Origin of the sequence: Bacillus sp. FSL R7-0166 (genome assembly GCF_038008935.1) — a bacterium.
In the GTDB taxonomy this organism is placed as follows: domain Bacteria; phylum Bacillota; class Bacilli; order Bacillales; family Bacillaceae; genus Bacillus; species Bacillus altitudinis.
On the sequence record NZ_JBBPAC010000001.1, the window covers coordinates 2,879,496 to 2,891,791 of the forward strand.

At 42.3% G+C, this 12,296-nt stretch carries 14 protein-coding genes; 5 read left to right on the forward strand and 9 right to left on the reverse strand.

Annotated elements, in window-relative coordinates:
* Positions 1-3: 3 nt before the first annotated feature.
* The gene (locus NST01_RS14975; protein WP_017358913.1) at positions 4-438 is read right to left on the reverse strand and encodes a DUF86 domain-containing protein; all 435 of its coding nucleotides are present in this window, start codon (positions 436-438) and stop codon (positions 4-6) included.
* A 19-nt stretch (positions 439-457) separates the two neighbouring features.
* Complete coding sequence (locus NST01_RS14980) at positions 458-733, reverse strand: YutD family protein (RefSeq protein WP_003213192.1); 276 nt, start codon at positions 731-733, stop codon at positions 458-460.
* A gap of 120 nt (positions 734-853) precedes the next feature.
* Between NST01_RS14980 and NST01_RS14985 the strand changes: the two genes are divergently transcribed.
* Positions 854-1,489 carry a YhcN/YlaJ family sporulation lipoprotein gene (locus tag NST01_RS14985; RefSeq protein WP_008346841.1) on the forward strand — a complete coding sequence of 212 codons (636 nt, stop codon included), beginning with the start codon at positions 854-856 and terminating at the stop codon, positions 1,487-1,489.
* 39 nt (positions 1,490-1,528) lie between these two features.
* Here NST01_RS14985 and lipA read toward each other — a convergent pair whose 3' ends face one another.
* Positions 1,529-2,425 carry a lipoyl synthase gene (gene lipA / locus NST01_RS14990; protein WP_008360456.1) on the reverse strand — a complete coding sequence of 299 codons (897 nt, stop codon included), beginning with the start codon at positions 2,423-2,425 and terminating at the stop codon, positions 1,529-1,531.
* A gap of 323 nt (positions 2,426-2,748) precedes the next feature.
* Between lipA and NST01_RS14995 the strand changes: the two genes are divergently transcribed.
* A complete protein-coding gene (locus NST01_RS14995) occupies positions 2,749-3,693 on the forward strand; it encodes a M23 family metallopeptidase (protein ID WP_223255603.1) in 945 nt (314 codons plus the stop codon).
* Positions 3,694-3,763: 70 nt separating this feature from the next.
* On the opposite strand, the gene NST01_RS15000 is transcribed toward NST01_RS14995, so the two are convergent.
* Positions 3,764-3,994 carry a hypothetical protein gene (locus NST01_RS15000; RefSeq protein ID WP_048002535.1) on the reverse strand — a complete coding sequence of 77 codons (231 nt, stop codon included), beginning with the start codon at positions 3,992-3,994 and terminating at the stop codon, positions 3,764-3,766.
* 222 nt (positions 3,995-4,216) lie between these two features.
* Here NST01_RS15000 and NST01_RS15005 point away from each other — a divergent pair, with 222 nt between their 5' ends.
* On the forward strand, positions 4,217-4,681 hold the full coding sequence (locus tag NST01_RS15005; RefSeq protein ID WP_008346848.1) for a DUF2691 family protein: 465 nt from the start codon (positions 4,217-4,219) through the stop codon (positions 4,679-4,681).
* Between the two features lie 78 nt (positions 4,682-4,759).
* Here NST01_RS15005 and yunB read toward each other — a convergent pair whose 3' ends face one another.
* From yunB to NST01_RS15025, 4 genes are all read right to left on the reverse strand, one after another.
* Positions 4,760-5,530, reverse strand: a complete 771-nt coding sequence (gene yunB / locus NST01_RS15010; RefSeq protein ID WP_017367991.1) for a sporulation protein YunB — start codon at positions 5,528-5,530, stop codon at positions 4,760-4,762.
* A 69-nt stretch (positions 5,531-5,599) separates the two neighbouring features.
* On the reverse strand, positions 5,600-5,905 hold the full coding sequence (locus tag NST01_RS15015) for a YunC family protein (protein WP_156060716.1): 306 nt from the start codon (positions 5,903-5,905) through the stop codon (positions 5,600-5,602).
* A gap of 67 nt (positions 5,906-5,972) precedes the next feature.
* Positions 5,973-7,346: a bifunctional metallophosphatase/5'-nucleotidase gene (locus NST01_RS15020; RefSeq protein ID WP_156060714.1), complete on the reverse strand. Its 1,374-nt coding sequence runs from the start codon at positions 7,344-7,346 to the stop codon at positions 5,973-5,975.
* Between the two features lie 63 nt (positions 7,347-7,409).
* Positions 7,410-8,261, reverse strand: coding sequence for a DUF72 domain-containing protein (locus NST01_RS15025; protein ID WP_311754298.1), 852 nt, complete (start codon positions 8,259-8,261; stop codon positions 7,410-7,412).
* A 317-nt stretch (positions 8,262-8,578) separates the two neighbouring features.
* Between NST01_RS15025 and NST01_RS15030 the strand changes: the two genes are divergently transcribed.
* The gene (locus NST01_RS15030; RefSeq protein ID WP_144610056.1) at positions 8,579-9,751 is read left to right on the forward strand and encodes a PucR family transcriptional regulator; all 1,173 of its coding nucleotides are present in this window, start codon (positions 8,579-8,581) and stop codon (positions 9,749-9,751) included.
* A gap of 64 nt (positions 9,752-9,815) precedes the next feature.
* Positions 9,816-10,973 (forward strand): oxalate decarboxylase family bicupin, encoded by a 1,158-nt coding sequence (locus NST01_RS15035; RefSeq protein ID WP_007500396.1) that lies wholly within the window; start codon positions 9,816-9,818, stop codon positions 10,971-10,973.
* Positions 10,974-11,021: 48 nt separating this feature from the next.
* On the opposite strand, the gene NST01_RS15040 is transcribed toward NST01_RS15035, so the two are convergent.
* Positions 11,022-12,215 (reverse strand): MFS transporter, encoded by a 1,194-nt coding sequence (locus NST01_RS15040; RefSeq protein WP_019743815.1) that lies wholly within the window; start codon positions 12,213-12,215, stop codon positions 11,022-11,024.
* Positions 12,216-12,296 lie beyond the last annotated feature (81 nt).

Below are 12,296 nucleotides of genomic sequence, written 5' to 3' on the forward strand. Positions count from 1 at the left end.
GGTTTATTTAAACGCTGATACTGGTCCAAGCTCCTGCTCCAAGTAAGTGCGAATTCGATTCGGGAAGACTTGCAGCGCCTGTTCTACCTCACTGATGACCTGCAACAAATCTTGATGAACCACTTCTTGGTATTGCTGAACAAGTGTTTTACGGCACGAGACCAGTTTTTTCAGGTGAGTGCCTTCTTCTGTTGGTACAACTTTTTCGTCCACAAGAATATCCATGATGTCGTTATAGCTTCCTGGGTCCCGCATGATAAAGCCGTCAATCATATCATTTCCTGTATCAAGAATACATTCGACGAGCAAATGAACAATTCGTTCTAGCGCTTTTTTTTCTAAAGGGCTTGACCATGTTTGATGACTGCGCATCAAATTATATTGCTCCTCAAAAAAACGTAATGTCTCTTCAATCTTCTTTCTATCTACGAAATACATCATGACGCTCCCCTTTGCGTTATTTTCTAATCCGCTTTAAGACAAAATAGGCACAGCCAAAATTACAGTATTCATAAATGTATTCATCGAGTGTACTGATTTTTGTATCGAATGTGGCCTTTTGGTTTTGGTCATCAAAGAACCCCTTCAGCCTAAGCTGGTTGTAGCCCCAATCCCCCACAATATAATCATACTTATTTAAAATATCTGAGTACCTTGCTTTAAACGCTTCCTCATCAAAGCCGTCTTTGATATCTCTGACAAGATCAAAGGTAGCATTCTGAATGACGATCATCTTCTCACCTCTTTTTAAACGATCCACCTTTAATGATAATTCATTGCAACAACTCCATCAATTGCTAAAGCATGTTTTTTCCGATTTAGCCGAAGCTAAAGAAAAAAGGAGGTCACATTTATGATGAAACAACTGACAGCCACTATTCTCCTATGCATGCTTTTAGGCGGGTGCGGCTTTCAATCAGGCATGAACCGGCAAGTGGATGAAGATTCTTCCAGCAAGACAATCCGCCTGTCTGATCGTCATGAAGGAAATAATTCCAACATGCCAGAAGCAGATACGAATCGAGCAGGCTATGTTCGTTATCAGCGCCAGCAAGTAACCGATCAAAAGGAAAGAACCCCTGCTTTAAATCGTGAGCACCTTGCCCACGTGATTACAAGTTTAGCCATCCAGCTGCCAAATATAAAGGATGCAGCAACACTTGTCACAGACGAGGATGCCCTCATTGTGTATCGAACAGGCAACAAAAACCGAGATGAATCAGCCGATCAAGTGAAAAAAACAGCGGTTTCTGTTCTCCCTCGTTATTATCATGTGTACGTCTCTGATAACCCAGAGCACTTTCAATCCATTGCCAATTTTTCACGTCTTCAAACCAATTCACGTGATTTTGATCAAATTTTAACGAAAACGATTCAACAAATGAAATACTCTCCTCAAGGCGGAGATATTTCAACGAAAGAAGATGCCAATGGCATGACAAATTCCGATCGTACCATGAGACGAAACACACCTTACGGCCAAAATTAACACGAGAAAAAACGCCAGAGAGCTCTGGCGTTTTCTTTGTTATGCTTGCGCCTGACGCTTCTTAGACGCTTCGTTTACTTGTTCGTCTGCATGGTAAGAAGAACGGACAAGCGGTCCAGCTTCACAGTGGCTAAAGCCTTTTGACATGGCAATTTCCTTCAGCTCTGCAAACTCATCTGGATGGTAGTATTTTTGCACTTTCAAATGCTTTTTCGACGGTTGTAAATACTGACCAATTGCCATGATGTCGACGTTATTAGCAAGAAGATCATCCATAACTTCAATGATTTCTTCCTTCGTTTCACCAAGTCCAATCATAATGCTTGATTTCGTTGGAATGTCAGGCTGCATTTCTTTTGCACGACGCAAGAATTCCAATGAACGATCGTATGTAGCCCGTGCACGAACTCTTGGTGTTAACCTGCGTACTGTTTCAATATTGTGATTTAAAATATCAGGGCGTGTATCCATTAACGTTTTCAAATTATCATAATTGCCACCCATGTCTGAAGGGAGAACTTCAATTGTTGTGAATGGACTTTTTCTTCTAATGGCACGAACAGTTTCAGCAAATACGCCTGCTCCGCCATCTTTTTGGTCATCCCTTGCAACCGCTGTTATAACAGCGTGCTTTAAATTCATTAAAGCCACTGAATCTGCCACGCGTTCTGGCTCTTGCAAGTCTAATTCAGTAGGAAGTCCGGTTTTCACCGCACAGAAACGGCATGCGCGCGTACAAACAGATCCGAGGATCATAAATGTAGCAGTTCTTCTCACTGCCCAGCATTCGTGAATATTCGGACATTTCGCTTCCTCACAAACGGTATGCAGGTTGTTTTCCCGCATCATTTTTTTCAAACCGGTATAGTTTTCATTCGTATTCAGCTTAATTTTAAGCCAGTCCGGTTTTCTTACGTGCTCTTCCTTCTTTGCCAATTCCATCATCTCCATATGAATTCGTTAAAGGTGCATATACAATCATCTTCCTGCTATATACGATGGATGCAGCTGTTGCCGCAAAAAATTGAATCTTCGGCCTAAGGCCTTTTCTTTAGACACTTTAACATAGTACAGATTGAACAACAAGGGAATGAGCTGCAAAAATACCCAAAAGACTCCTAAAATAACAGAAGAAAATTACTAACATTTTCTTCTTATGAAATAACGTGATCAAACCACACTAAACGGTAGAAGAGATGTTCGAAGAAAGGAGATGGACGTTTGTGAAAGTGGTTTTAGCGATCATCATCGCTCTTTCAATGATTCCCGCATCAGTCCATGCACAAGGGACAAACAAACAGCCCGATGAATTAAAACAGCGAATGGCACTGTATGAAAAGATCGCCATCACCACACAGGTCCCGTGGTATGTACTTGCTGCGGTTGATCAGTATGAACACAATATACGCAAAAGCAGAAGAGATTTACCCAAACAAACAGGTGTGATTGGCATCTACATTCCCCGGGAAATGTGGATAGGACCAGAAAATCCAAATAAGCAGGATACCTCTCCATTAAGCATTAAAGTGTTCGACGGTATTGGGCTTGATGGAAATGGGGATGGAAAAGCAGAAATCGATAACGATGAAGATGTCCTGTTCACGTTTGCTCAATACTTGCTCCATTACGGCAGCAGCATCGATCAATTAAAAATTGCGCTGTGGGATTATTATGGACGTGATCAAACCGTTGGAATTATTTCATCTTTTATGAAGCTCTATCAGCATTACGGCCATCTTGACCTTGGAAAGCATGCGTTTCCTCTTCCGGTTGGCGCTGACTACAGCTACAGGAGTACATGGGGTGATGCGAGAGGCTTTGGAGGCAGAAGAATTCATGAGGGCACTGATCTTTTTGCTCATTACGGTCTTCCTGTTCGTGCGACATCGTACGGCGTGATTGAAATGAAAGGCTGGAATCGCTTTGGCGGCTGGCGGATCGGCATTCGAGATATTCATAATCATTATCATTATTTTGCCCACTTAAATGGCTTTGCAAAAGGACTCAAAGCTGGGCAGATTGTAGAACCTGGTCAAGTCATCGGATCAGTCGGAAGCTCCGGTTACGGTCCACCTGGCACAGCAGGAAAATTCCCGCCACACCTTCATTACGGCATGTATAAAGACAATGGACGAACTGAATGGTCGTTTGATCCTTACCCTCATTTAAGGGCATGGGAAAGAGCCGAGCGGAAACGTCGATAAATAAAAGGAGAAGTTTAGCGATACCGCTTGCTTCTCCTTTTGATATGTATCAACATTACCTTGTCTACTGTTACTGCTTATGCTTCTCTTTCAATCCTAAAACTAAAAAAAGAATACCCATGATGAAAAAAAGGAGATACACAACTGTTACTTCAAGTGGAATCATGTCAAACATCCCGCTAAATAAGTCGACACTCAAACTGTCACTCCCAGCTAATAATATCGATGCTGACATATATTTAGCACTAAATACAATGGCAAATACTAAAAAACAAAATCCGCTTACATGAATTTTCTTCATATCAATCAAATCCTCCTCTCACTTTCATAACTGACGATCGTGAAAAATCAGCCTTCAGGATAGCTACACTATTCAAAAAGGAAAACAATGAACATTTATCATGGCACGCGATTCGTATGGAATCAAGTGGTTAATTAGGATAAGATGAACAGATCACATAAAAAAGTTTAAGCATTGCAGCCAATGAATAATTACTTCACAGAGAGTTAGGGGGTTGTTTTTTTGAAAAGAGGAATGACCTTTACCATTCCAAATGAATACGGAGTCTTCCTTGGAGAAGTGCTAAAACCGATCGACATCACCAAATTCAGCTGGCGAATCGATACCGAAGACTCGAATATACTAGTTGATGGCGAAAAAGATGAAGAACTTTTTCCTGAAGGTAAAACAGAAATGGACGGTATAGAACTCAAACACCTCATTGAAAACAAGACGTATTATATGATTTTCGCCGATTTACAAGCATATCCAAAAGGGACATTGTCTCATATTAAGACCTATGAAGAATTTATTGAAAGCCAATGCGAGCTTGTTCTTTTAGTGGCCGATTGCTCCTATGTTACGATCTATTGCAAAAATAAGGGAACACTCGAATGGCTATACAAGAATGCAGTTGAATGTGGATTTGAAGACGTGACCTATATCACCGATGAAAATGATGCAAGGACAAGACTGTCTGTTTCGTAACAACAAAACGTTCATCACAAAAACACTATATGCAATCACAGCGTATGAAAAAAACAGCCCAATTCGTCCATTGGGCTGTTATTCTTTCTTCTCCTTTTTTTCTGGCAGAACAATCGATGGAGCGCCTGAATTTGTTCCGCTGCCATTATAATAATCTGGGACGTCTCCTTGAACGGCTTGGATGGAGACAGGCACGGAATTTTTGACGACGATGGTTTCTGAGGCGAATGGGATGATGACTCTCACCTTCACCTCAATGAGCACACTAATATCAATCAAGGCATTGTTAATGCCATATGGCTTGATGTTTTTTTCAACGTCTGTATGCGGGTCACCAATGACACTGAATCGTACAGGCACTTTTGGTCCTAGGTTGGCGATAAGTGCATTTCCGGACGCTTGCCCAAGCGGAATGTTATATATAATGCCGTCATGTCCATCTGTTTGATCTTTTAATGCTTCTTTTGCCTCTTTTTGAAAATTCCCCTTTTCAATGTCCTCTAGATTTTTTTGAAGGTGACGTGACAGGTCAGCCATTGCTTTCGATGTTGCTTGCGCATTGAAGTCGATGGTTGTTACTTTGCCGTTCTCACTTGTATTCATCACAACCATATCCTTCATATTCTCCTGATCATCTGCAAAATCCTGAACAGAATATTGGATGAGATGATTGGCGATTCGTTCTGTTTCTAGTTCAGCAATGTGAATCAACGTTGGTTTAATGGAACGATTGATGAAGAATAGGCTAATGACAGTTGAGAGCACAAAAAATAATACGGCAAGCAGCATGACATAACGAAATGGCAGAGGGCCCTTTTTATAGGGGCGATAACGGCGGTTCAATCTCAATAAAAAATCCCCCCTTCTCCATTACAAGTGTATGCAGACAGGCGGGGGGATAGGAATCATCTGTACATTTTATTTCACCATTTTTAATAATGCATCTCTTCCAATTGTGCCAGCATGAATGCCGAGTGACTCAGCGGCATATGTCACAGATTCTAAAGGTGCATCCAGCAATTGCTCGATGGTTCTTACACCGACTGCTCTTCCTGCGATGATTCCTCTATCTGCAAGCTTTTCATTTAGGAGCCCGACATCAAGTGCACCGCACATAATATAACCATTCTCATTTGTCACTGCCATGAAATTGGTCTTTGGCAGTTTGACGGTGACGGCTGTAAAGGAATGGCCATCAATTGTAATAGGTGTTAAATTCACCATATCCCTTCACTCCCTTCAACACAATCTATGTGAAGGGAGGGCAAGTGTTGTTAGGCTGGAGCGGATTTCACTTTGCGTCCTTCAATCGCCAGCTCAGGACATCACGTAAAAATTCCGGCATAAAATATTCGATGTGTTCATGGTCACGTATATGAGGAAAAAGAGAACCAAGTGTATACATATCCACTGTGCCAACCGTATAGGAATCATCTTCTTTGACGAGTTGATCGTTTACATAGACCTCTTTTACTCGTTTGGTTTCGCCCTCTTCTAATGAATAAGTCAAACCGCTGTATAGCATTTTCCCCATCAGTTCGCCTCTAAAGCCAAAGCCTTTGATGCGCAGTTGTTCCATTTTTTCTTCACAGCCACGAGAAACTGTTTCGATCAATTGCTTCCCAGTAAGCGTCACCCGGATTGGATTAATGGGGTGCGGGCATATCCGGTGAATGTCTTCTCTAGTGACGATGCCAGCCTCTAATGAATCAAGCACCATCCCTGCATTCATCATGCCGATATCTGCCTCGCACCATTCTTTAATGGCATCTGTTAAAAGTTGCGGAAGCTGGGAGTCATCAAACCACTTTGTTTCGAGCTTTGATTTAATGGATGTCACTTTTTCCTGCATGAGTGACTTCGCTCGTCTTTCTGCTTTCTGTAAAGTCGTGATCGCTTCATCGGATTCACTGATCAGCTGGTCGACTGATTGCACCGTCGCTTTTTTCTCGATGAGCTCGCAACTCGCTGTGTCAATGGTCAGCTCGACACAGCCAATATAATGCCCATACTTTTCAGCACAAGCAAGAAGAACGCCATTATCCATCTCGCCCTGTTCTAAAAGATGATGCGTATGTGAACCTAAGATGATGTCGATTTCCGGGAAGTCATGAGCTACCTCTCGATCATGGATGATGCCTAGATGAGAAAGTAGAACAATGACATCGGCTTGTCCTTTCACTTCTTGCAGCATCTCCCGTATGCTCTCAAATGGGTCTGTAATGTCCCAGCCCAGCTTTTCATAGACAGGTGTATACGCAATGGTCACCCCTAAGACGGCGATTTTCAGTCCATTGTTCAACGTGATCACTTCATAAGGCTTTGCCCACGATGGTCTTTTGCCTTTTTCAAATAAATTAGATAAAATCACCGGGAATTGCGCGTCTTTGTACAATTGGTCGAGCCGCTCATGAGGCAACGTAATGCCTTCATTATTACCAATTGTGACGCCATCATAGCCAAGCTGATTGAGGAGTTTGACATTCACTTTTCCATAATCCGCTTCTGATACAAGGTTTACTCGATCCATATGATCGCCAATATCAAATAAGAGCATCTGATCGTGAACTTGACGCTTTTCTTCAATATAAGCTGCGATTTTTGGCCAATTTTCAAAGTGGCTATGCAAGTCGTTTGTATGATATAACCATAGCTTCTGCAGCATGTTGATCTCTCCCTCAAGTTGTCACTGAACCGTCTCGTTCAAGTTGAAAGCCGCAGCTCTCGTTTAACTAAATAAATCTAACTGCTTCGGGGATAAGCTTGAATACGTCAAATCCAGCAAATCAATCATTTGCTGGCCATTCGTCGCCGCATCTCCGCCTGAGTTATTATTAAATACGACATATACATCTTTCGACTGCTGATGCAGGATGTCGAGGTTCTTTTTCCATTCCTTTAGTTCAGCTTCATTATATAAATATAAGTAACGAACTTCACGCCAGTTCTCATAATCTGCCGGGTGAAGCCAACCTTGTTTATTTCTTCCGTGGAAACGGACCAATGTTTTGTCACGGTGTGTGGCTTTTATGACTGGCGGTATAGACCCTTCTCCGACTTGCGGTTCATCACAGACGGAATGAATCCACCCTTCTTTCTCCATAAAGGATAAGGTTTGTTCATAAAACTCATCTGAAAACCAAGTCCGGTTTCGGAATTCAAGTGCACAAGGAATGTCCCCCATCTTCTCCTTACACCATCTTAAATAGTGGACGTGCTCCTTTTTGCAATCAAACCATGGTGGAAATTGAAACAGAACCATCGCCAGTTTCCCTGCTCGAATGAGAGGAGTCAGTGAAAGAATAAAGGCATCAAACATTTCTTCCTTTGAAGCAAACGGGATCTCGCCTCTTTGATGCCCGGTCATTCCTTGATATGCTTTCACGACAAATTGAAAGGCGTCTGGCGTATCTTTTATCCATTTTTCATGGTTGCGCTCAGGCTGAACAGCATAAAAGCTTGCATCCAGTTCCACAATGGGAAACGTTGATGCGTAGTGAAACAGCTTTTGAGAGCTGCCGATTCTCGGCGGGTACAGACTGTCATGATCGCCCCAACCAGTTAATCCGATATAAATCATCTATCTCACCTCTTGCCACTTGCTTGTCTAAACGGATTTTCCCATTGAAAGTCTTTGTTTCTTGGGATACCCATCTTTCTGAAAGAAATTCTTCTGTCTACAACATATCATATTTACCCATTTTTCTGAATGAAGATGACTGATGTGACGTGTTTTTATCCTGCCATCTTTTTTGTGATATTACATCACAACTTTCTATCTAAATTGAATGGAGCTGATAACATAATATTGATATCAGAGACTTTGACAGCGATTGTCCATTTTTTTATTCATCTTCACCAAAGGCTTAAGCTCTAAAAAAAGGAGAATGAGTGGATATGAACATTGTCGATCATCATGTTGAAGCATTGCAAAAAGTGGCCCTTAGAATTCATCAGCCTGTCTATTTGATCAATCAGTATGGACGTATTCTTTTCACCTCATCCCAAGGTATGACAAACCCAGATTGGATGCAAATGCTCCGCTTGTTTCACGGTACGCAGCAGCATTATTTTTCTATGGTTCATTCAAAAGAAAGCGTTTCTGTTTTTCCTATCTATATAAACGAACAAGCTTATGATTATTTAGTCGTTCCCGCCTTCATTCATCCTCAAGACGACATGGGGCTGCATTTGATAATTGAACAAGCTGTAAATGCCATGTCCATTTCACGCATCAAACAACATGCCATCAAGCAATCGACAGAGCGAGCCAAAAATGAATGGTTTCGCAAATGGATGGAGGGCACGATTTTCCCAGAGCAAGATGTCACCCGCCTAACACGCATGTTTGGATTAAACACAACGATTCCCTATCTATGTATCGTCTGTCAACTTGATCAGAGCAGTCATTTCTCTTGTTTCCTTAAGCAGCAAACCCTTGTAGATGATGTGTTTGCTTTACTTGAAAGCACCCTTTCGCACTGTCCATTTCCCGCCTTTCTTTTTGTCAAAGGAGATATCGGCATCTTCCTTATAGAAGAGACTGGCGGCTGGCAGGCAATGAACAAATCGATCTGCTCTTTTTTAAAACAAATGCAGATCCTTATTAAACAGCATGTGAATGCCACCATTTCCTTTGGTGTAAGCTTAAGCGGTTATCTCATCACCGATCTGCCAAAAGGATTCAGTGAAGCTGTCCATGCTCTGCAATCAGGCCAGCTCTCATTACGAGCTGAATATATTCAGTTCTATCAAGCAAAAGATGTGTCAGATTTACTGAAGCTCATCCCAGCAAAAGATTTAACAACATTCTATGAGCGATATCTCCACCCATTATATGAACAACCACAAGTCGATCCAAACCTTCTCCACACCTTATCTGTTTATGTCGAAACACATTGCCATATTTCAGAAACAGCCAAGCGTTTATCTGTTCATCGCAACACCGTGATATATCGACTAGAGAAATGTGAAGAACTGCTTCAGATCAACCTAAAAGATCCTGACGCAACATTGCGCTTGCGCTTAGCTTTGCGTATTCAAAAGCACCTTTCATCCGATTCGTATTGAATCTTTTTTTCTTACGTCTCATATATTTTGGAGGAGAAATGTGAATGACAAGGAGTGGTGTCAAATGGATGAGGAGATTCGTCACATCCCGCAACCGATTCGAGACGATGGAGCCGGCGCAACCGATTTAGGCCCGCGAGACGTTCTGCGCGATATGGAGAATCCAGATATGTTCGTTCCCCCTAAAACGGATGCGGGGACGATTCCTAATTTAAAATTTTCCTATTCTGATACACATATGCACTTGAATCATGGCGGCTGGTCGAGGGAAATTACCGAGCGAGAGCTGCCTGTTTCAACAACGATTGCTGGTGTGAACATGCGGCTTACGCGCGGAGGTGTTCGTGAGCTTCATTGGCATAAGCAGGCGGAATGGGCATATATGATTTTAGGCAAAGCCCGGATCACATCTGTAGATGCAGAAGGACGGAATATGATCGCTGATGTAGAAGAAGGAGACTTGTGGTATTTCCCGCCCGGTATTCCGCACTCCATTCAAGGTCTTGAGGATGGCTGTGAGTTTCTCCTTGTGTTTGATGATGGTGCTTTTTCTGAATTTGATACGTTCACCATTACAGACTGGTTTGCTCATACACCAAAAGACATTCTTTCTGCTAATTTCGGCGTGCCAATCAAGCTGTTTGACCGCATTCCACATAAACAACGCTATATGTTTCAAGGCTCTTCACCGGCATCCATTGAAAGCCAAACAGTCTCTGATCCATACGGCGGCATCAAACCGCCATTTACCCACCAGCTCCTTCGTCAAAAACCAATCGTGACCTCTGGTGGAACCGTACGAATCGTCGACTCACGCAATTTTCCAGTATCTAAAACCATTGCTGCTGCACTTGTGGAGGTAAAACCTGGCGGGATGAGAGAAATGCACTGGCACCCGAATAATGATGAGTGGCAATACTATTTAACCGGCACAGCTAAAATGACGGTTTTTGGAGCAGGCGGGACAGCTCGCACCTTTAATTACAGAGCAGGTGATGTTGGTTATGTTCCTTTCGGGATGGGGCATTACATACAAAACATCGGGCAAACGAGCCTTTGGTTTCTAGAAATGTTTAAAAGCGATCGATTTGCTGATATTTCATTGAACCAATGGATGGCCTTAACCCCTCCTCAATTAGTGAAGGAGCATTTGCATGTAGACGATGCATTGATTCATGCGTTGCATAAAGAAAAATCACCAGTTGTGAAGTATGAGCGATGACGAAAAAAACCGATCCATTTGTGCTGATCGTTTTTTTCTATGCTGTCATTACGATACGGCATGGGAATGTTGCTGCGCTTTTTTTGCCCATAAAATAGAAGCAATGAAACTCATACAAAGCACCAGCGTTCCAAACATAAATGGCAGCTCAATATTCACATCAAATAAAATACCCGCAAGACTTGGCCCGACGATATTCGCAAGGCTCATAAAGGAGGTATTGAGGCCGCCTGCTACCCCCTGCTGATTCCCTGCCATTTTAGAAAGTAATGTATTAAGAGCTGGACGAACAAACGAGGTGGCTGATAAAAATAAAATGGAGCCCGTAAAAATGAGCCAAAAGGAAGGAGCAAAGCGGCAGGCGATCAGCATAAACGCCGCAGCTAAAAGGGCATAACGGACGACACGCATTTCGCCAAATCGTTTCACAAAGGTATTTACTAAAGCACCTTGAACGATGACACCCGCAAGTCCAGCTACTGTAATGACAAATGCAATATCCTTCGGTGTAAAGCCATGTTTTTGGTCCACATATAAGCCAAAGATCGATTCAAAATGAATGATTCCGAAATTCAAAACAAAGGCCAAGATAAACAAAAAACCGTATGGTGTTTTTAAAGCCTGAATCATCTGCGTAAAAGGATTGAAATGAAGCTCTTTATTCAATCGTGCTTCTTCCTGCTTTTCCTTTGTTAAAGTTTCAGGTAAGAACAAGAAAGACAACAGCGTCGACAGGGCTGCAAAGGAACCAGCGATGAGGAAAGGAAAAGCAATCCCAAACTCAACCAAATAACCCCCAACACCCGGTCCAATGACAAAGCCTAACGTCATTGCTGCACTAAATAGCCCCATTCCTTTCCCTCGATCCTTTTCACTTGTGATATCAGCAATGTAGGCAAACATGGCGGGCATCAGCAGCGCACCAGCAGCTCCGCCTAAAAACCGAGACACAAACAGCATCCAAAGCTGATCGGCAAATGCAAAAATAAATTGAGCTACCGTAAAGCCGGCAATCCCGGCAATAATCAATTTTCTGCGTCCAAACCGATCAGTCAGCGCTCCAGCGACGGGTGATAAAGCAAATTGTGTGAGGCCAGTTGCAGCAACGAGGAAACCAAGTGTTTTCCCAGTTGCGCCAAAAGCTTCAATATAACTTGGCATGACAGGAACGATCAGACCAAATCCAAGCATGGCAATAAAAATATTGAGCATCAAAATGTACAATCTGCCCATTTTTTTCATATTATAACCTCTTTCTTCAAAATAAATGAAAATGATGACAAAAATGATAAGAACTTCTTCAGTATAGCGATATCGCTCTCT

Bases quoted from the DNA above. Each gene is read 5' to 3' on its own strand.
- NST01_RS15015 (WP_156060716.1), bottom strand. From the start codon at position 5,905: ATGGTGAATTTAACACCTATTACAATTGATGGCCATTCCTTTACAGCC.
- NST01_RS15035 (WP_007500396.1), top strand. From the start codon at position 9,816: ATGGATGAGGAGATTCGTCACATCCCGCAACCGATTCGAGACGATGGA.
- NST01_RS15000 (WP_048002535.1), bottom strand. From the start codon at position 3,994: ATGAAGAAAATTCATGTAAGCGGATTTTGTTTTTTAGTATTTGCCATT.
- NST01_RS14975 (WP_017358913.1), bottom strand. From the start codon at position 438: ATGTATTTCGTAGATAGAAAGAAGATTGAAGAGACATTACGTTTTTTT.
- NST01_RS15040 (WP_019743815.1), bottom strand. From the start codon at position 12,215: ATGAAAAAAATGGGCAGATTGTACATTTTGATGCTCAATATTTTTATT.
- NST01_RS14985 (WP_008346841.1), top strand. From the start codon at position 854: ATGATGAAACAACTGACAGCCACTATTCTCCTATGCATGCTTTTAGGC.
- NST01_RS14980 (WP_003213192.1), bottom strand. From the start codon at position 733: ATGATCGTCATTCAGAATGCTACCTTTGATCTTGTCAGAGATATCAAA.
- NST01_RS15030 (WP_144610056.1), top strand. From the start codon at position 8,579: ATGAACATTGTCGATCATCATGTTGAAGCATTGCAAAAAGTGGCCCTT.
- NST01_RS15025 (WP_311754298.1), bottom strand. From the start codon at position 8,261: ATGATTTATATCGGATTAACTGGTTGGGGCGATCATGACAGTCTGTAC.
- NST01_RS15020 (WP_156060714.1), bottom strand. From the start codon at position 7,346: ATGCTGCAGAAGCTATGGTTATATCATACAAACGACTTGCATAGCCAC.
- NST01_RS14995 (WP_223255603.1), top strand. From the start codon at position 2,749: ATGATTCCCGCATCAGTCCATGCACAAGGGACAAACAAACAGCCCGAT.